At 32.1% G+C, this 20,593-nt stretch carries 16 protein-coding genes and 1 tRNA gene; 9 read left to right on the plus strand and 8 right to left on the minus strand.

Features of this window, described 5'->3' with window-relative positions:
* Window positions 1-54: 54 nt before the first annotated feature.
* Together Z054_RS0114650 and Z054_RS0114660 are read right to left on the minus strand one after the other, a co-directional pair.
* The gene (locus tag Z054_RS0114650; RefSeq protein WP_024770804.1) at window positions 55-1,578 is read right to left on the minus strand and encodes a hypothetical protein; all 1,524 of its coding nucleotides are present in this window, start codon (window positions 1,576-1,578) and stop codon (window positions 55-57) included.
* A 336-nt stretch (window positions 1,579-1,914) separates the two neighbouring features.
* Entirely contained in the window at window positions 1,915-4,101 is a 2,187-nt protein-coding gene (locus tag Z054_RS0114660) for a glutamine synthetase III family protein (protein ID WP_024770806.1), read from the minus strand.
* A 218-nt stretch (window positions 4,102-4,319) separates the two neighbouring features.
* Here Z054_RS0114660 and Z054_RS0114665 point away from each other — a divergent pair, with 218 nt between their 5' ends.
* Window positions 4,320-5,345 carry a glutamine synthetase beta-grasp domain-containing protein gene (locus tag Z054_RS0114665; RefSeq protein ID WP_024770807.1) on the plus strand — a complete coding sequence of 342 codons (1,026 nt, stop codon included), beginning with the start codon at window positions 4,320-4,322 and terminating at the stop codon, window positions 5,343-5,345.
* Window positions 5,346-5,442: 97 nt separating this feature from the next.
* Here the strand turns inward: Z054_RS0114665 and Z054_RS0114670 are convergent, their stop codons facing one another.
* The 4 genes from Z054_RS0114670 to Z054_RS0114685 form a co-directional block, all read right to left on the minus strand.
* Window positions 5,443-6,165: a LytR/AlgR family response regulator transcription factor gene (locus tag Z054_RS0114670; RefSeq protein ID WP_024770808.1), complete on the minus strand. Its 723-nt coding sequence runs from the start codon at window positions 6,163-6,165 to the stop codon at window positions 5,443-5,445.
* The gene (locus tag Z054_RS0114675) at window positions 6,158-7,216 is read right to left on the minus strand and encodes a sensor histidine kinase (protein WP_024770809.1); all 1,059 of its coding nucleotides are present in this window, start codon (window positions 7,214-7,216) and stop codon (window positions 6,158-6,160) included. Before Z054_RS0114675 ends, Z054_RS0114670 begins: the two co-directional genes overlap by 8 nt.
* 59 nt (window positions 7,217-7,275) lie before the next feature.
* Window positions 7,276-8,679, minus strand: a complete 1,404-nt coding sequence (locus tag Z054_RS0114680; RefSeq protein WP_024770810.1) for an alpha/beta hydrolase family protein — start codon at window positions 8,677-8,679, stop codon at window positions 7,276-7,278.
* A gap of 163 nt (window positions 8,680-8,842) precedes the next feature.
* Entirely contained in the window at window positions 8,843-9,796 is a 954-nt protein-coding gene (locus Z054_RS0114685) for a calcium/sodium antiporter (protein ID WP_024770811.1), read from the minus strand.
* Between the two features lie 834 nt (window positions 9,797-10,630).
* Here Z054_RS0114685 and Z054_RS0114690 point away from each other — a divergent pair.
* Window positions 10,631-12,499 carry a tetratricopeptide repeat-containing sensor histidine kinase gene (locus Z054_RS0114690; RefSeq protein ID WP_024770812.1) on the plus strand — a complete coding sequence of 623 codons (1,869 nt, stop codon included), beginning with the start codon at window positions 10,631-10,633 and terminating at the stop codon, window positions 12,497-12,499.
* Window positions 12,499-13,242 (plus strand): LytR/AlgR family response regulator transcription factor, encoded by a 744-nt coding sequence (locus Z054_RS0114695; RefSeq protein ID WP_024770813.1) that lies wholly within the window; start codon window positions 12,499-12,501, stop codon window positions 13,240-13,242. Before Z054_RS0114690 ends, Z054_RS0114695 begins: the two co-directional genes overlap by 1 nt.
* 102 nt (window positions 13,243-13,344) lie before the next feature.
* Here the strand turns inward: Z054_RS0114695 and Z054_RS0114700 are convergent, their stop codons facing one another.
* Complete coding sequence (locus tag Z054_RS0114700) at window positions 13,345-14,205, minus strand: M57 family metalloprotease (protein WP_024770814.1); 861 nt, start codon at window positions 14,203-14,205, stop codon at window positions 13,345-13,347.
* Between the two features lie 287 nt (window positions 14,206-14,492).
* Between Z054_RS0114700 and Z054_RS0114705 the strand changes: the two genes are divergently transcribed.
* The 3 genes from Z054_RS0114705 to Z054_RS0114720 all read left to right on the plus strand — a co-directional run bounded on the left by Z054_RS0114705 (window position 14,493) and on the right by Z054_RS0114720 (window position 17,535).
* Window positions 14,493-14,849 (plus strand): BlaI/MecI/CopY family transcriptional regulator, encoded by a 357-nt coding sequence (locus Z054_RS0114705; protein ID WP_024770815.1) that lies wholly within the window; start codon window positions 14,493-14,495, stop codon window positions 14,847-14,849.
* Between the two features lie 3 nt (window positions 14,850-14,852).
* Window positions 14,853-16,391, plus strand: a complete 1,539-nt coding sequence (locus tag Z054_RS0114710) for a M56 family metallopeptidase (RefSeq protein ID WP_024770816.1) — start codon at window positions 14,853-14,855, stop codon at window positions 16,389-16,391.
* A gap of 331 nt (window positions 16,392-16,722) precedes the next feature.
* Window positions 16,723-17,535, plus strand: coding sequence for a hypothetical protein (locus Z054_RS0114720; protein WP_035092076.1), 813 nt, complete (start codon window positions 16,723-16,725; stop codon window positions 17,533-17,535).
* A 54-nt stretch (window positions 17,536-17,589) separates the two neighbouring features.
* On the opposite strand, the gene Z054_RS0114725 is transcribed toward Z054_RS0114720, so the two are convergent.
* A complete protein-coding gene (locus Z054_RS0114725) occupies window positions 17,590-18,102 on the minus strand; it encodes an adenine phosphoribosyltransferase (RefSeq protein WP_024770819.1) in 513 nt (170 codons plus the stop codon).
* Window positions 18,103-18,484: 382 nt separating this feature from the next.
* Here Z054_RS0114725 and Z054_RS0114730 point away from each other — a divergent pair, with 382 nt between their 5' ends.
* The 3 genes from Z054_RS0114730 (at window position 18,485) to Z054_RS0114740 (ending at window position 20,571) form a co-directional block, all read left to right on the plus strand.
* Window positions 18,485-19,822 (plus strand): cell envelope integrity protein TolA, encoded by a 1,338-nt coding sequence (locus Z054_RS0114730; RefSeq protein WP_024770820.1) that lies wholly within the window; start codon window positions 18,485-18,487, stop codon window positions 19,820-19,822.
* A gap of 175 nt (window positions 19,823-19,997) precedes the next feature.
* Window positions 19,998-20,071: transfer RNA gene (locus Z054_RS0114735), tRNA-Arg, on the plus strand.
* 155 nt (window positions 20,072-20,226) lie between these two features.
* A complete protein-coding gene (locus Z054_RS0114740) occupies window positions 20,227-20,571 on the plus strand; it encodes an Arm DNA-binding domain-containing protein (RefSeq protein WP_024770821.1) in 345 nt (114 codons plus the stop codon).
* The last annotated feature ends 22 nt before the right edge of the window (window positions 20,572-20,593 follow it).

Below are 20,593 nucleotides of genomic sequence, written 5' to 3' on the forward strand. Positions count from 1 at the left end.
TATACTCAATTTGAGTATAACTCTTAATAAAGATATTAGTTTAGTCAAATCTAATTAATTCGAACCAAGTTGGCCTACTGTAGCGGCATTGTTCACTCCTGTTTGAAGAATTGTGCTAATGTTCATATCTCCTATCTGAGTTACATAAGTATTATTACCAGTCCCAAACTGAGTATCTTTTGCGATATTACCATTTCCAAATTGCACGATATCACTTATGTTTTTTACTCCGTTTTGAGATGAAGTCACTCTGTTCTCGTCACCAAATTGAAGTTGGGAAATACGGTTATTTTCCCCAGCCAAATTTAAATCTAAATTTCCTTCCTGAGAAGCTTCAGCAGTATTACCATTCCCCATTTGAAGTTGTGTTGTACTGTTTTCTCCTCCAAAGTTTATAAGGTTCTGAGTAGCAGAAGCATTGTTTCTATCTCCTAACTGAGCTTGTAATATAACGTTATTATCTTCTTCGTGTCTTGCAAATGCTTCGTTGCCATTACCAGATTGAAATTGACTTACAAGACCGCTTCTAGAAGTAAAGAACAATCCTCCTTGTACAGAAGTCGCATTGTTACCAACTCCTGTTTGACTTTGGGCTGCTGTATTGTTTGCTCCTGATTGTGTTGTTGAAGCAACATTTTCATCACCAGATTGTGATTGATCAGAAATATTAGTACTTCCGTTTTGAGATGCTGTAGCTGCATTACTATTACCTTCTTGTACTTGAGTAGCTAAGTTGTCTCCTCCAAAAGATCCTAAGTTTTGCTCTGCACTTGCATCATTAGAGTCTCCTGTCTGACTTTGAAGAATAGTATTATTATCTTCTTCGTGATTAGCAAACGCATTATTTTCATCACCTGCTTGTATTTGCTCTACTCTTCCTCCTCTAGAATCAAAAAGAGTACTACCTTGAACAGAATTTGCAGTGTTACCCCCACCTTCTTGGTCTTGACTCACAGAGTTATTATTCCCCCACTGTCCTGCAGTAGCGATATTAGCGTCTCCTATTTGTGACTGTGAAGAAAGATTGTTCTGTCCTACTTGTGTGATAGATGCTACGTTAAAGCTTCCTTCTTGATTAAGTTCACTAAAGTTATCTATTCCTTCTTGACTTGAAGATCCTGAATTGCCATCTCCAAATTGAACCTGAATAGCAGTATTGGTTAATCCTTTCTGAGATACTGTAGCTTCGTTTCTATCTCCTTCTTGAAGTTGATTAGCTACATTGCCTCCTCCTTCAAATGCTAAGTTTTGAGTAGCTCTAGCAGAATTACCATTACCTACCTGTACTTGATACACCTGATTATCAGCTTCCTCATGATGAGCAAAAGCCGAGTTCTTATCTCCTGTTTGAGATTGTTCTACAACTCCGTTACTTGAATTAAATGCGGCAGTACCTTGGATGGCCTCTGCATTATTAGCCTTTCCTTCTTGAGTTGTTAAAGAAGAATTAGTTGCCCCTACCTGAGAAATATTAGCAATATTATCGTCCCCGGTTTGAGTAACATTACTATTGTTTGACTGTGCGATCATTGCCGTAGCGCTTAATAAAGCTGCTAAGCTAAAAACTAATTTTTTCATACGTAATATATATTAAAAGTGATTAAATTGAGTTACTTCCTTTAAAATTTTACAGCACAAGAACAATAAAGATCAGAAAAATCTAATCTCCACTATTATTCAGTAAAACAAATATATTTTGGGACCTGGGGGGTATAATCAAAAGTATGACGACCATTTTGATATTATCAAATTTAGGAAAATATTAAAGCTATTATTATCAATTCCCCAACTATTCGATGAAATACATGTAAAAAAACCACAGAAAAATAGATTTCTATGGTTTTTAGAGGGTTTATCAAATATCATTTTTTCACTAAAATTTACTTGAAAAAAAAATCGTAGGTTAATTCTTACCTATCTTGTAAAGAGCAGTTCTCTATATTTTGTTAATGGCCACAATTCATCATCTACAAGTAATTCTAATTTATCACAACTATATCTGATTTCATCAAATAGAGGTTTTACTTTATCACAATAACTAGAAGCTTTTTTCTCTAGATCTTCAAGTTTATTTGCTTTTTTACGTGCTTCGGTCATTTCATTAACCTTGGTATTAATTTTTCCGATATGCCCCGAAATCTCTTCTATGATTTCCATTTGCTCCTTAGCATACTTTTTGAAATCTTTATCATATAGTTCTTTTAGTCCAGACACATTATTTATTAACATATTTTGATACCGTATTGCAGTAGGAATCACATGGTTTCGAGCAATATCTCCCAGAACTCTACCCTCTATCTGAATTCTTAACACATATTCTTCGACTTCAATTTCATAACGAGCTTCGGCTTCGACCTTATTCATAACACCCATTTCTTCAAAAAGCTTCAGGTTTTTCTTAGAAACCTTAGCTTTTAATGCTTCTGGAGTAGTTTTATTGTTACTTAACCCTCTCTTCTTAGCTTCTTTTTCCCATTCATCGCCATACCCATTTCCTTCAAAAAGTATATTTTTAGATTGTTTTATATACTCTCTTAGCACATTAAATATCGCTTCGTCTTTTTTGAGTTCTTTTTTATCAATTAATGTATCAACTTCTTTCTTAAAATCTACTAGCTGTTTAGCCACAATAGTATTAAGAATTGTCATTGGATTTGCACAATTTGCTTTGGATCCTACAGCTCTAAATTCAAATTTATTTCCAGTAAAAGCAAAAGGAGAGGTTCTATTACGGTCTGTATTGTCTAATAAAATCTCTGGTATTTTTCCTACGACGTTTAATTTAAGATCTGTTTTTTCTTGTGGAGATAATTTCCCATTGGTAACTCCTTCTAATTCTTTAAGCACAGCTGTTAATTGTTCTCCTATAAATACAGACATAATAGCTGGTGGCGCCTCATTAGCTCCAAGGCGGTGATCATTACTAGCCGAAGCTATACCTGCTCTCATTAATTCCTCATTTTCATTAATAGCTTTAATAGTATTGATGAAAAAAGTCAAAAACTGAAGGTTACTCATCGGCGTTTTTCCTGGGCCTAATAAATTTACACCAGTATTTGTTGCCAAAGACCAATTATTATGCTTTCCCGAACCATTTACTCCTGCAAACGGCTTCTCATGTAATAACACTTTTAAGTCATGTCTCGCTGCCACTTTATCCATAACATCCATTAATAAAGAGTTATGATCAACAGCCAGGTTCGTTTCTTCATATATAGGAGCTAACTCAAATTGATTAGGAGCTACCTCATTGTGCCGTGTTTTAACAGGAATACCAAGCAGCATACATTCTGTTTCTAAATCCCTCATATAATCCAAAGCTCTGATAGGGATGCTTCCAAAATAGTGATCGTCTAATTGTTGTCCCTTTGCAGAAGAGTGACCAAGTAGTGTTCTACCCGTCATAACGATATCGGGTCTGGAGAATGCCAATGCACTATCAATCAAAAAATACTCTTGTTCCCAACCCAAAGAAGCATTAACTTTCTTTACATTCTTGTCAAAATATTTAGCAACTCCTGTTGCGGCATTATCCACGGCTTGTAAAGCTCTTAATAATGGCGTTTTATAATCAAGTGCCTCCCCTGTATAGGCAACAAAAACAGTTGGAATACATAATGTGGTACCATAAATAAAAGCAGGAGAAGTAGGATCCCACGCTGTATATCCTCTAGCTTCAAAAGTATTACGAATACCTCCATTAGGGAAAGAAGATGCGTCTGGTTCTTGTTGTACCAATTGCCCCCCTCCAAATTTTTCGATTGCTTGCCCATTACCTGTGGTTTCAAAAAAGGCATCATGTTTTTCTGCCGTAGCCCCTGTTAATGGCTGAAACCAATGTGTATAATGTGTCACACCTTTAGAAAGTGCCCATTCTTTCATCGCCGATGAAATCTGATCAGCAATCTTGCGATCAATTTTAGAACCATGCTCTATGGCATCCATTACACTACTATACGCATCTTTGGTAAGATACTGCAGCATTGTTGTTTGATTAAATACATTGTTACCAAATAATACAGATCGACGTTCTGTTTCTGTAACTATAACAGGTTTACGATGTAACGTTTCTTTTAGTGCTTGAAATCTGAGTGTTGACATAATTAAGTGAGTTTTATACAAAGATATAAGAAGTTTCTATTGATAATATAAAAAATATTTTCTTTCAAAATTAATAATTATTAAAAACACCCCCTAAAAAAATAGGGTATCAATAAAAATTAGTACAAATATAATTATATACCCCCTAATTTTTTGGTAATACCAAAATATAAATTAATTTTACCCCTTGTAACAATTCAATTTATAAAGTATTAATTATGAGTAAAGCTAAATTAGAATACATTTGGCTAGATGGTTATAAACCAACTGCTAACTTAAGAAGTAAAACAAAAATTGAAGAAAACTTTAGCGGAAAGCTAGAAGATTGCCCAATGTGGTCTTTTGATGGTAGTTCTACAAGACAAGCAGTAGGTGGTTCTTCTGATTGTTTATTAAAACCTGTTGCTATATATCCTGATCCTGCAAGAAAAAATGGATATCTGGTAATGACAGAAGTTTTAAATTCTGATGGAACACAACACGAATCTAACGCAAGAGCAACAATCGATGATGATGATAATGATTTTTGGTTTGGTTTTGAGCAAGAATACTTTATTATGGATTCTAAAACACAATTGCCATTAGGATTTCCTGTTGGCGGTTACCCAGGTCCACAAGGTATGTATTACTGCTCTGTAGGAGGTAGAAACACACATGGAAGAGATTTTGTTGAAGAACATGCTGATTTGTGTATTGCTGCCGGACTTAACTTTGAAGGAATCAACCAAGAAGTTGCCAGTGGGCAATGGGAATTTCAACTGTTTGCTAAAGGAGCTAAAAAAGCCGGAGATGAAATATGGATAGCTCGATATTTATTAGATCGTCTTACTGAGCATTACGGATATTATATAGAATATCACCCTAAACCTATTAAAGGGGATTGGAATGGTTCTGGTATGCATGCAAACTTTTCTAACGAAGTATTAAGAACTTGTGGTTCTAAAGAAGTTTATGAAACTATTTGTGAAGCATTCAGACCTCTTACCAAAGAACATATTGCTGTGTACGGTGAGTTTAACGACCAACGATTAACAGGTGAACATGAAACACAGTCTATACATGAATTCTCTTATGGAATATCAGACAGAGGAGCATCTATAAGAATTCCTATTATTACCGTAGAAAAAGGATGGAAAGGTTGGCTAGAAGATCGTCGACCTGCTTCTAACGGTGATCCATATAAAATTGCTGCTAGAATTGTAACCACTGTTAAAACAGCAGATCTTGCAGCTGTAATGGTATAACAATTTATTGTATGTAATTTAACTAACTAAGTTGATTAACCACCAAAAACACCTTTAGAAATTTCCTAAAGGTGTTTTTTTATTGCATTTATATAAATTACAATCCTAATTGCTCTCTAAATTTGATAGATTGTCTTCTGGATATTTCTATTTCTAAATCTGAACCCATATTAACTTTTAACTTACCATTAAACCAAGGAACAACCTTTTCTATAAAGTTAAGATTAATGATTTGTTGTCTGTTGGCTCTGAAAAAAGTTTTTGCAGGAAGTTTTTGCTCTATTTGGTTTAGAGATTTATAAATTAATGGAGCTTCTTGATCAACGTACACCCTCGTATAATTCCCGACTACTTCAAAAAGTTTTATCTCTGATATAGTTACCAACCAACATTTTTCTCCTTCTTTAATAAAAATTTGACTGGTTTCTGATAGCTTTTCTTTTGATTCTGAAGCTTTCCTTTCTTCTATAGTTTTTTGTATTTTTTCTATCGTCCTAGAAAACCTTTCTTCATTAATTGGTTTCAACAAATAATCAAACGCATTATACTCAAACGACTTAATTGCATATTCATCATAAGCAGTTGTAAAAACAACCAGAGGTACCTGATCTAGCATTTCTAATAAGTCAAAACCATTTTTTTCTGGCATATTAATATCCAGGAATAAAATATCTGGATTTGTACTTGTTATAAGTTCATACCCTTGATCCACATTTTCGGCTTCGCCAATGACCTCTACAAAAGGATACTTTTTAAGCAACTCTTTTAATTCATTACGTGCTAAACGTGAATCTTCGACAATAACAGCAGTATTACTCATCTAATGGTATTTTTATTCTGGCAACTACTTCATTACCTTCTTCTTTCAATTCAAAAAAAGATGTTGCACCATACAACAACCGTAGTCTTTCTGATATATTTTGAAGCCCAATTCTTGTAGTAGACCCACTTTCTTTTAGCTCTCCTGTATTATGTACCTCAATTTGCAAGTTATTATTTTCTGTCCTTATTTTTAAAGACACTACCCCTCCTCCAATTTGATTAGAAACCCCGTGTTTTATAGCATTTTCTACTAACATCTGAATCAACATAGGAGGAATCTCTATATCTAATATACCTTCCTCAATTTCTTCATGATACCGCAATCGCTTTTCTAATTGAATCTTTGACAATTCGATATAATTATTAACGATCTCAATTTCTTCTTCAAGAGTTATTTTATCTACTTTGTTACTATTTAATGAATACCTTAATAATTCTGATAATTTAGTAATCATTTCTCGGGATTTATGCACATCTTCTAGCATTAACGCCCTAATATTATTAAGGCTATTGAACATAAAATGAGGGTTAATTTGACCTTTAAGCGTATTAAGTTGGGATTCTCTTAATGTACTCTTTAATTGCAAGCCTTCTACTTTTCCTTTTTGAGCTCTTAGAATTGAATTTATTGAGAAATAAAGAATCAGCCAAAAAAATAGAATCACAGAGATATTGATAAAATTGAGAATATAATCATTTAAAGATCTATCTAATTCTTTGTTTTCGATATTTACATATAATAAATAAACCAAAGCTTCTACAAATATTGTCATTGACAAACATATAAGCATGTAGATCAGAAGTATTCTAACAATTACTCTAACACTTATAATTTCTATGAGAATTTTATTTCTTATTAACAACCATAGCAACGAAGAGAACAATATTCCTGCACCGGTAAATAAGATTGCTTCAGAAACAATATAGGTTTGAGATAATGTTTTTTCATAGTTAAACTTTGTATACATAATAAGACAACCAGGAATCCCCCAACCTAAAAGTTGTAAAATCCAAAACCAGTTCTTTTTTGAAATTTTTGATGTATTCAAACTGTAATATAGTTTATCATAATTGCATAAAAATCCAGGGGTTATCTAACTTTAAAAAATTAAAATCGCTTCAGAATCCATTCACTAATCATTTTCATTGCTTCTGGAGCAAAAGTTTCTTCAATATTGGGATACTCAGATTCTGAACCTGTTTTTGCCGTCTGAAATAAATGATTCAAACCTTCAATCTCATGTATCGTTACATCCTTATTTCCCGATTTTTTCAGGATAGCTTCAATTCTGGACAAGTTAAGTCCAGTTATTACCTGGCAATCTTTACTACCGTTAATCGCTAATATAGGAGTTTTTACATTTGATAAAAACTGCTTTGGATCTGTTCTAACAAAATAACGCATCCAGGGATCTTTAATGAATTCGAAAAGTTGTTGCTCTAACATTGCCAAAGGATAAGCATTCTTCATGCTATCGCCTAAAGTATTGTGATATGCAGTCATCTTTTCTCTAGACAAAGCCTTCATCACCTCTATATCCTTTTCTTTTTGAATTGATGTTAGTACAATCTCGGTAAATTTGTTATTGATTTGTATTATTTCTGGAGAAATACCTTCTAATTCGGCACTAAGTTTCATTTGTGATAATAACACGTCTTTGCCGTCAACACCAGTTCCTGCCAAAAGCACGACAAACGACACCCCTATATTTTTAGAAGCTACCATTGGCGCAATAAAACCTCCTTCACTATGACCTACAAGACCAATCTTATTTACATCAACATCATCTCTGGTTCTAAGAAATCTAATTGCAGCTTCTACATCAGACGCAAAATCAACAGAAGTTGCTCCTTTAAAAACACCTTCACTTTTTGCCACACCTCTTTCATCATATCGCAATACTGCAATTCCCTGACGAGTTAAGAAGTCTGAAAGTACTAAAAAAGGTCTATGATTAGCTGCCTTAATTTCCTCATTTCTGTTCTGAGGTCCAGATCCCGAAATTAAAACAACAACTGGCGGTTTTTTTTTATCTTTTGGTAAAGTTAGCGTTCCCGCTAGTTTAATACCACCAGCCTCTATATTCTTAAAAATAACATCAACCGACCTGTAGGGATATGGTTTTTTAGGGTCTTGTGGCCTATCTTTAGCTACAACATCACCTTTCTTTAGGTCTAAAGGGAATTTATTCCCTGCCTGATCAAAGACTCCTTTTATTTCCTGATTTTCTAACACCCCTTCGTAGACAACCTTAAATGCGCTAGCTTCGATAATAAGTTTTTGATCTACAAATGTTGTTTTATCTGCCGGAATCTCTTGATCTGATTGTTTTGGACTTTTTAAGGTAGACACATACACATCTCCTTCTTTTTTAATCTTAAAAACCATAGGAAGCTCGGTTCCCTGAACTTTAATTGCTCCATTCCAAATCCCGGTAATTTCCTGTGCATTTATTATCTGGGAAAGAAAAGCTATTAATAATCCTATTATCCATTTAACTAATGACATCATAATTAGTTTCTTTTTGATTTACAATCAAAAATATATGAACATCTACAGATGATAGTTCAAATTATGATGAATGGTAAATATGCAATGATAGATGGTAATACTATTATTATTTATCTTCTTTCTTAACAAGTAAACATGTATAACATCAATCTATGTGCGTGTTTTATTTTATAAAAACCATGGCAATAAAAATACAATATGCTCCAAAAATCAATAGCCCTTTTGGGCGTCCCAGGGTCATCTTTTTAGGCACAAAAGCCAATGGAAGTAAAATCATGGCAAAACCAAGCATCCAATAAATATTTACACTCATTAGTGTTCCATCTTTTACGGCTATAGGCTGAATTAATGAAGTTATCCCTAATACCGAAGCTATATTGAAAATATTGGATCCTATAAGATTACCGAGTGAGATTGCTTTCTCCTGTTTTAACGCTGCAATAACAGAAGCAGCTAACTCTGGCACACTAGTTCCCACTGCAATAAGAGTGACTGCTATTACGCCTTCACTAACTCCCATTCTTTTGGCAATAGTTTCTGCTCCACTCACCAATAATTCTGAACCAAAATATAATGCAACCCCACCTATGAGTAGCCAAATTATAATTTTAAAATTAGATGTTTTCTGAAGAGAATCATCTACTTCTTCTGCCGTTGCATCAGAAGATTTTCTAGCTCTTCGAATCAATATGAACAGGTATACTATTAGAGACAATAACAATACAAGTCCTTCAAACTGAGTTAAAATTGCATCATTTTCTAAAAAGAGATATAAAACAAACGATAACAGTACCATTACCGGCCAATTAAATTTATAAAAGTCCTTATCAATAGCCAAAGGACTTATTATTGCAGTAATACCCAATACCAAACCAATATTGGCTATGTTTGACCCTACTACATTACCTAAAGATATATCTGACAATCCATCCATTGCTGCTTGAATACTCACTAGCAATTCTGGAGCAGAGGTAGCAAAAGAAACTACAGTTAACCCAATAACCATACGAGACAATTTAAGTCTAAAAGACAAGGCAACAGAGGATCTTACCAAAAATTCTCCTCCCACCACAAGAAGTATAAGTCCTATAATAACGTACAATATACTGGCAACCATAAATTCTAATTTTGTCTGCGAATATACTATTATATAAAAACTTTTTTCAAAAAAACAGCATCCATATTTTAGGATGCTATTTTATATAAATTACCAAAAGTACCAGGGGTAAAAAGAAATTCTATTATTTCTTACATATCTATTTAAAAAAAGCAGGGTATTAACCTAAACTCAAAAAACATACCCTGCTTTTTAAAATCAAACTATACATATTAAAAACAGAATGCTATTAATACAGATAATTTAATACTACTCTATCATAATACTCCACTAACCATTGTACCATTTGAGCAACATTCATTTATTGTAGAACCAATGTCACATCCTGCAATTGGTATTACGAGCATATAAACTATTCTATATCCTTCATTTAAAGTTTTTTATCCATGATTTTAGTCTTCCAATAAGTGTCTACCCCAACACCACCTTACCTCATGAACACATAACTGTTCTGATTGTTGACACTCTGCCTACTGTTAGTACAATTATGATCTGCATCAAGTTATATGACCTTCTATTACTATGAAAATCTTCACATCCTCTTGACCCGTTCCCTAAATTATTATTTATAGTGACATTAAAATATATCTATATACCATAGCATGTAGCAAAACATAAATTCATCCAAAAACTAAGGTCAAATCTATATATAGTTATCATAAGTCAAATGTAGGATCAACGCTTCTAAAAATTGATCTTTAATACATGAACTGTCATTTTCATTACACAAATCGACACTATTTAACAACAAACCCTCAAAATAGATATCAGAATTAACATTAAATTGATATTAAATTCATGTTTTGTAGTTTTGCATATCAAATTATCAAAATAATGAACCCAGAAAAGATTAGATTATTTTCTCTCCCAATATTTATGTTATGGGTTGTTCTTTCTCTGGGACAAAACACCAGTAATACTACACAAAAAACAGATCAGGATTCTACATTAACCACTTTACACAAAAAATTAGCACTCTTAAAAACGACAACCAATAAAGATAGTATTGCAAAAAAAAGCTTGCGCCTTATAACAAAACATACTCGCAAAGACAGGAAGGGCACTTATACCGATGTCTTATTTGATTTAATCAGTTACTGTGAAGACATCAATAATCTTGAATGTCTAATAGAGGCATATATTTTGGTTGGAATACAATACAGAAGAAAGAATCTTTATTTAGAATCTTTAGCATATTATAACAAAGCTGAAGAATTATCTTCTAGCAATGAAAAAAGAGGTTTAAAATGGCGCATTTACACAAACAAAGGGATTTTACTTCATGAGATATTAGAAGCAAATCTTTCTAGAGAAAATTTTAAAAAGTCGTTATCCTATATTGATTCTACAAATAGTTTTAGGGAGGGTACTTCTTTTTTAAATATGTCTTCATCATTTGAGGATGTAAAAGATCACGATTCTATGATTTATTACGGAAAAAAGGCTTTTAATATATTAAAAGAGTATCCCCACAGAAAATCCCATTTTATAGCTGCAGTAAACAATCTGGCATATGGACATATTAAACAAAATGAACTGGACAAAGCTTCTGAGCTTATAACAAATCATATCGATTTAAATAAAGACAAAAAAAGTACAGATAATACTCTTCCTTCTTATTTCTATAATACTTTAGGAGAACTTAACTACAAACTTAAAAAATATAATACTGCTATTTATTATTATAAAAAATCTCTGGATACTATACACAATGAAAGCCCGCCATCAAACCTCAAAAACCTTAATAGTTTATCAGAAATTCACGAAATCAAAGGAGACCTAAAACAAGCCATCAAATACCTAAGGGCAAAAGAAAAATATTTAGAAAAGTTCGATCAAATTAGATTAAAAAGAGAAATTGCAAAATCGCAGTTTAATCCCGTTTTGCACAAAAAAAATATAATAATTACCAAACTAAAAGAAGAAAACTTAGTTACTAACAAGGAGGCATACAATACTAAGCTTATTACTCTAGGAGTTGGTGTAACAAGTCTTTTTATCATTCTAATATTTTTAGCAATTCATCAAAAAAGCAGGTTAAAAATATCATACTTAAATGAAGAGATAAGTCTAACGAGATTAAAATCTTTAAAATCAATAATGAACCCTCATTTTTTGTTTAATTCATTTAATACTCTCCAAAGTTTTATACTACAAAAAAACAAGTTCGAGGCTAGTGAGCACATGAGACAACTTTCTCAATTAATACGAAAAGTATTATCTAACTCTGAGAGTCTTTACATTAACTTTAATGACGAATTAGAGATTATAGAAACCTATGTTGAATTAGAAAATAAAAGATTTGATAATCAATTCGAATTAGAAAAAATAATTGACGAAGATCTAATAAAATTAAACCCAAGAATTCCTTCTATGATTATTCAACCTCATATAGAAAATGCTGTTATACACGGATTAGAGTGCAAAAAAATTAAAAAATTAAAGTTATCTTTTCAGAAAAAAAACAACATAATACAATGTATCATTGAGGATAATGGTATTGGAAGAAGAAAATCTGAAGAATTAAAAAAAATCGAAAAAAGAAAACACCTTTCTATTGCTTCTAAAAATACAACAGAAAGAATAAGTATACTTCGAAAGATTGGATATCAGAAAACTTCTTTACAAATAAAAGATCTTTTTGATGATCAAAATCAACCTAACGGAACAAAAATTATTATTAACCTTCCAATCATAAGTTAATGAATACTAGAACCCCACTAACATCTATTATCATTGATGATGAAAAAATGGCAAGAAATAGTTTAAAAGTTTTATTGCATAACTATTGCCCGGAAATAAAAATAATTGGAGAGGGAGAGAATTTGGCCTCTTTAAAAAAATTATTAAGTACTCATAACCCGGATCTTATTTTTTTAGATATTCAACTAAGAAATACCACTATTTTTGATCTTATTTCTAACATAGAATTATCAGATTTTAAAATTATTTTTATTTCTGCGCATGATCAATATGCTTTAAAAGGGTATAAATATGATGCAGTCGACTATCTTTTAAAGCCTGTAGACCCAGTTAAATTAAAAGAGGCTGTTATTAAGGCAAAAGGTCAAATTGAAAAAGAACGGGAGTCAGAACACAAAAGAGCAGATATATATTCTTTGCGGGATTCTCCACAGATTGTATTATCAGACACCAAAGGATCTCACATCATTAAAACCAAAGATATTATGTATTGTATCGCAGAGGGTAACTATACTTCTATTGTCTTACACGATCAACCCCAAATTGTAGTTTCTAAAAATCTGAAGTTTTTTGAAGAAAAATTAAATTCCATAAACTTTTATAGAATTCATAAGTCCAACTTAATAAATCTTAATTATTTAAAATTATTAAGTAATGATGATGGTGGACATATTGTAATGAGTGATGGGAAAATACTATCCATCTCCAGAGATAAAAAACGCAAACTTCTTAAACACATCTAGAAATCTTCAGGTGATATCTCTGTTTACTATAAAACAATAAAAGACTGCCATAAGACAGTCTTTTATCAATGTTTATATATTTAATTTATTATCAATACCGGACTAGTAAAGGTAGTTTAATGCTACTCTATCTAGGTTACTCCATTCTCCATCAGTATTTGCAGGATAGCAAGCATTCATGATAGAATTAGCATCTCCTCCAGGACCAGCTGTTCCCGGGATATATACAAGACCATCATTACCTACTCCTTCATTACTATTTTCATTACATGTTTTTCTGGTATCCCAATCTGTATGTCTAAACCCAACACAGTGGCCAATTTCGTGAGCTAATAAATGCTCTAGTTGCTGATTTGTTTGTGTTAAATTAGCTCCGTTATTAATTCTAACTCTTGTAAAAGGGTATCCATTACTAGGAAAACCTGCAATACCTGCTGATCTGTTTGGATCTGTATTTATGCTATTATCTACATATACTAAGATATCGTTAGCTCCCCAGGATGTCCCAAAAGACAATACAAATCTAATACTAAGATTTTCATTATTATAATTGTTAACAGCATATTGCAGACCTGTCTGGGCAGTAGAACTTAATCCATATTGATTGTTACCCGTATATCCCACTACACGAATAACATTAGTTGCTGTTACCAAATTATTAGTTCTGTACTGCTTGTTTTGAATTCCCCCATGAAGTCCCATATCCATTATTTGGGATTTTGATAACAGTACATCACCTTCAATAAGATACGCTGCTTTTTTTGTGCCATCAATATCACTTACCATTACCTTCTCTACTCCATTTGGATTAAAATGTAATGCTGTGATTTTGTTTAAAACATCTTTTTCAACTTCTAAAGAGGTTTCTTCTGTTGGACTATTTACCTGATCTTTTTCGCAAGACACAAAGGTTACCGAAGCGACTATTGCAGTAGCCGCAAATAAAAAATTAATTTTTTTCATTCTAAAATGTGTTAAGTTTGTATTAATTTATTGTGATAAATTTAACTTTTTATTTACGGGAAACAAATTTTTTCGATCAAAAAATAATGTTATCCCTCATTTTAGATACTGTAAAACAGTAGTTTACATAAAACAAAAAGTCGATCAAAAAGGGATTACAGTACTTCACAAGCATAAAAGCATCATCTCTTTTTTTCTTAATAACTATATAAATAGTTAAATAACTACAAAAATAGTTGTTAAACTAGAATCATAGTTATACATTTGATTATTATTAATACTCTCTTATGGAAAAACTTACTAATAAAGAAGAAGAAATCATGCAGACATTATGGAAGCTAAAAAAAGCTTTTGCAAAAGAGGTTCAGGCCGAACTAAACAATGCTGTACATTATAACACTGTATCTACAATCATACGTAATCTCGAGGATAAAAAGTATGTAGGTCATCAAGCTTATGGAAAAACACATCAGTACTTCCCTATTATTACAAAAGAAGAATATCGCAGCAATTTTGTAAGTACAGCTATGAAACAATATTTTAACGATTCTTATAAAAATATGGTTTCTTTTTTTGCCAAAGAAGAAAAGATAACTGCAGATGAATTAAGAGAAATTTTAAAAGTAATAGAACAAGAAAAATAAGCTATGGAAACCTTCTTAATTTATCTTTTAAAAGCCAGTATTTTACTTTCGTTATTTTACGGAGTTTATTTTTTATTGCTTAGAAAAGATACCTTCTTTACTATAAACAGGCACTTTTTGTTGGTCAGTATTATCACTTCTTTACTATTGCCATTTATAGAGTTTACAACTATTAAGTTTATTGAAAACCCAACTTTTTACATAACAGAAACAAATCAATCTCCTTCAAAAAATATAATTCCCGAGACTATTAACTGGTGGGTAATTGGATCTGTTCTTTATGGTTTGGGAGCTCTTATATTTTTATCTCGTTTTTGCCTTCAATTGTTATCCTTAAAAAAATTACTAACTCATCATCAAAGCAGGAAAGAAGATGGCTTCAACTTTATTGAAGTTACTCAAGACATTGCTCCTTTTTCTTTTTTTAATACGATCGTATACAATCCGGTATTACATTCTCGAGAAGAATTAGATATGATTCTAAAACATGAAAAAATACATGTTCAGCAATTACATACTCTAGATTTAATACTAATGAATCTTCTTCTCATATTTCAATGGGTAAATCCTTTTGCCTGGTTATACAAAAAAAATCTGGAACAAAATCTTGAGTTTATCGCTGATCGGGAGGCTATAAACCAAATGACATCCAGAAAAGAGTATCAATTAACTTTACTAAAAGTATCATCAAATAATTACTCTACCATTACTAATAATTTTTATCAATCATTAATCAAAAAACGAATTGTTATGCTAAACAAACAAAGTTCTCAAAGTAAGAAGTTATGGAAGGTCACCGTTATTCTTCCTTTGTTAAGTCTATTTTTATGGAGTTTTAATACCCAGGAAGTTATTAAAATCAAACAGGATACAAAAATTAATCAAAAAGCTTCTGATAATATCTTCTTTCAGGAAAAAGGAAAAAAAATTATTGAATTTATAGTCGACAAAAGCTCTTCAAAAGAAGACCTTAATAAAGTAAAATACACTTTAAAAGATGACTACAGTCTTGAGGTTAAATTCTCTGGCATCAAACGAAATGATGCTAATGAAATTACGAGCATTAAAGTTGATATCTCTTCTAAAAAAGGAACAACCAACTATGCTATATCAAATGACACTCCTATTAATTCTTTTGCAATTATATACGATAGTGAAACCGGTAAAATCGAAATAGGCCAATCTGGAAATAGCTCAAGTCACGTATGGTTTATTGATAAGGATGGTAATCACAAAAAAGGGAAAACAATGAAAATCCATTCCGGAGATAAGAAAAATGAGTTCATTTTTAGTGATGGAGATCACAAAGATATTTATGAGATACACACCAATGACAACAAAACTTTTGCTTACATTACTGGTGATAGAGACGGTGAGCCATTAATTTATATAGATGGAAAAAAAACGACCAAAAAAGAAATGGAAAAATTAGATTCTGATACCATAGAACAGATGAATGTCTATAAAGGAAAAACAGCTATAAAAAAATATGGTGATAAGGCAAAAAATGGAGTGATTGAAATTACTACTAAAAAGAAGTAACTCAATCCAGATATAAATCTTTAAAAAACTCACTTCCTTCAAGTGAGTTTTTTGTATTTTTGACCATGCAAAAACATTTCTTTTCGTTTATCGCCAAACTTAATAAAGTAATTCTACCGAGTTTTACCAAAAAACGTTTGGATCTTGCTAAAGCATCCAAATTACAACTCCTCATATTTGGTTGGCGGTTATATGTTACTAAAAAAGCTCTAGGTTAATACTATAGCACATCTTTTTCTATAAAAATATACTTCTTTTTGCAACACTAGTAACTCTTTTTCGTAATTAAAGAAGAAGCAATAACATCTATAAATAACCAAAAATATGTAGTATGAAAAAATGTATCATATTGGGAATCAGCATTCTAGGTATGCTTTCCCTAACCTCATTTACAACAAATTCTGCTAAGGATTTGATAATTGATAACATTCAACCTAACGAAATAACTGCGGTTATAAACAAAGACACCTCAGAAAAAGAATTAGAGGATTTAAAAGCATTCTTTCTAGAAAATGGTATTGAACTGCTTATCAAAAAAATAGAATTCAACGATAAAAAAGAGATTACCAGCCTAAGTATAGTTCTTAAAAAAGGAAATTCGAAAAGCCAATACTCTTCTTCTTCTCAGGTTCCTATTTCTAAAATAGAATTAGGATACAAAGATGGCAATTTGTATATCTCAAACTCTGGTATGTTTGACATTGCTGCCTGGAAAAATCAGTCTGGATTTAATCATGTGCAAATCGATATGGATAGCATTATGAAGAAACATAATTTTGTTTTTGATTTTGATGAAGAGAATGATTCTTTATTTTTCAAAGGTAATTTTAATGCACATAAGCTAAAAGATCAGATCATGAAATCTTTTACCCTTGAAGAAGATGAAGACGGAAACTTCTTTTTTAACGGTCAGCAAATGCCACATTTTCAAAATTTCAAATCCAAAAAATTTAATTTTGTTGACAATCCTGATATCGAAAAATTAATTATTGTTGACGGAAAGGAAGTTGATTTTGACACTCTGGATACTCTTGCAAAGTCAGACAAGTTAGCAGAAGTAGATTTTCTTAAACCAGAAACCGCCATTAGTATTTATGGTGACAAGGCCAAAGATGGTGCTATAATAGCAACTACAAAAAAATAAAATTCTTATAAAAAATGAGATAAGCCTTCATCTTTTTGAAGGTTTTTTTTATTATCAATATTTTAAAAGAGCAGATTTAGGAACATCAAGTTTATCTTTTCCGTTAAGGAATTCCAGCTCCATAATAAAATTACATTGTACTACTACTCCACCCAGTTCTTTAACCAAATCACATACTGCTTTTGCTGTTCCTCCTGTAGCCAGCACATCATCATGAATCAGAACATTTTCTCCCGCTTTGATAGCATCGATATGTATTTCTAATGTATCTTCTCCATATTCTAAACCATAATTCTTTGATTTTACATCATAGGGTAGCTTGCCTTTTTTTCGAACAGGTATAAATCCTGCTTGCAAACGTTCTGCAATCATAGTTCCTATAATAAAACCCCTGGCTTCTATACCAATCACCTTATCAATCTTAATATCACTTGGGCATAAACCAGCTAATTGATCTGCACAGCTTACCAGAGCTTTGTGATTTGCTAATAACGGAGTAATGTCTTTAAATAAAATTCCAGGTTTGGGAAAGTCAGCAATATCCCTGATATAATCTTGTATGTTCATTCGCCGAAAATAATGAAAATAAAAAAAAGAGGCTAAAAAAAGATGAAAATCGCCTACAAAATGAAAAGGTCACACAAAACACTCCTTCAAAAGTTACATTTTACAATTCAAATCAACACATATGATTACATTTATAAATCAATATTAAGATAATATAGTTACACTCTAAAACATTTATCATCTTTTTAGTTATAAATTCATAATCACCTTTACAGATTTCAGCTTAAATATTTTGCGCTTAATTTTCTTTCAGATATATTAAAAAGACAATGTATAAATACAATTATTTTTAACTATAAAAATCTAGAAATCATGTAAACAGAACTACTTTCTTCAGTGACTAAAAATTAAATCAATTAATCATTTTTTAAAACCATCTAATATGCTAACATTTATAGGAATCGTAATGATTCTGACGGGAATCATAATGCTCATTATCAAACCTTTTTTTTCAACTTTAAAAGCTCTAAACTGGTTTACCAAATCACGTAATTTTAAATTGATTGGGTTTGGTTTTGTGCTAAGTGTGATCTCTAATATGTTTTTTTATGCAGAACCTGGTACTGCCTACGCTGTACAGTATCCATGGGGTAGCCAAAAGGCTGTAGTACATCAAGGTATCAATACCAAAATGTGGGGACGCTTGATCCCAATACAATTCGAGCTACCTATCAAATATGTAATTCCAGATAAAGATAATGGTGAACTTGGAGAACAAAGCAAGTATGCAAATGTGGATGTAGCAAAATACTGGGCATTTAGCGATGCGGTAAAAGCCAGAATTGCAACTTCTGTAGTTGTTAGTATCAACACTGCAGATGAAACACAATTTTTATCTGTCGCAGATCGTAATAAAACCGAGAAAAACCTTATTCGATCGCGTATCATTCCAAATATTGATCAATCTATTAAGAATACGTGTAAGTTAATGGATGCTCAGGATTATATCTCTGGACAAGCCTCTGATTTTGACCGATATTTTAAAGATCAGTTAGAGAACGGAATGTATGTACTAGAAGAGTATTTTGCCAATGAAAACAGAGAAATCATTGGTGATAGTACTATAATAAGAACTATCACTAATAAAGAGTCGAAACAGAAACGTTTTAGAATTAAATACGTAAACGGAGAACCTGTACGAGAAAAAGGAAATTCTTTAAAAGCTTATGGTCTTACAGTTGTACAAGCTGTTGTTACAGAAATTGATTGGGAAACTACCTTTGACAAACGATTACAATTACAAAAAGAAGAGGTAGCACAAACACAGTTAGAAAAACAACAAGCAGAGCGTCAATTCTACCGTGCACAGAAAGAAACGGCAAAGGGTGAAGCAGAGAAAGCAACAGAACGTGCTCGATTAGAAAAAGAGCAAATTCAAAAAACTATCGAAGCCGAAACAAAAGCCAAAGTAGCAGAGTTTAACCTTATCGAGGAACGTAAGAATTATGAAGTTGCACAGTTTAAGGCTAAAACGCAAAAAACAATGGCAGACGCACAGTCTTATGAAAATGCTAAACTGGTAAGTGCCGGTCTTACTCCCCAGGAACGTGCCGAATGGGAATATAAGACCTCTGTAAATATAGCCAGAGAGCTTAAAGAGTTGAAACTACCAGAGATCTATATACAGGATGGTGGTAAACAAGATGCTAACGGAAACTTATTACAATCATTAATTGGCGCAGATCTGGCTAAAAAAATGATGACTAGAAAAAGCCAATAAATCAACTTGCTTCTAGTATAGTATTTCTTTAACACACATACTATCAGGCTACTTGAATCGTGTTTTTGGGTATTGTTTACCTGAAACATATCGAGTAGCTTTTTTCTGTCTGTGAAAAAGTCTACATAAATTTTGCCAGCAATATAAAAAACAACTATATTTGCACCCGCAAAAAGGCCTCGTAGCATAACTGAATAGTGCACTTGATTACGGCTCAAGAGGTTGCAGGTTTGAATCCTGCCGAGGTCACAAAGCCGAAGCCCCAGTATTACTGGGGTTTTTTGATTTTTAACAGTTTTTTCATCTCCCAATATTTAGCTAAAAACAGCAAAAAATAGTACATTTACTGTAAGAAGTTTACGAAAAGTTTACGGAAAATTACAGCCTTTTTAAAGAATGTAACTATGAAAGCTACAGTAAAACTATATAAAAATGACGGAAAGTCTAAAGGCTTGTATCCTGTTAAGTTAATTATTACTCATCAAAAGAAAATTAAACGTAAAACAATAGGATATTCATTAGCTGAAGACTGGAATACTCTTCATGAATTACCCAAAACTTCTCATGATGACTATGAAGACTTATATGGTTTAATCATGGAATATCGAAAAAAAGCTTTACCCCTAAAATTCAAAGAGTTAGTGTATAATCCATTGATGTTGACCCACCCAATCCGAGTCATCGTGACCCGTCTAATCCAGGTGATGTTGACCCGTCTAATCCAGATTAATCTGACCCACTTGATTTAAGGTTTAGAGTTGAGTTATTGAA

The organism is Aquimarina macrocephali JAMB N27 (assembly GCF_000520995.1).
GTDB lineage: Bacteria > Bacteroidota > Bacteroidia > Flavobacteriales > Flavobacteriaceae > Aquimarina > Aquimarina macrocephali.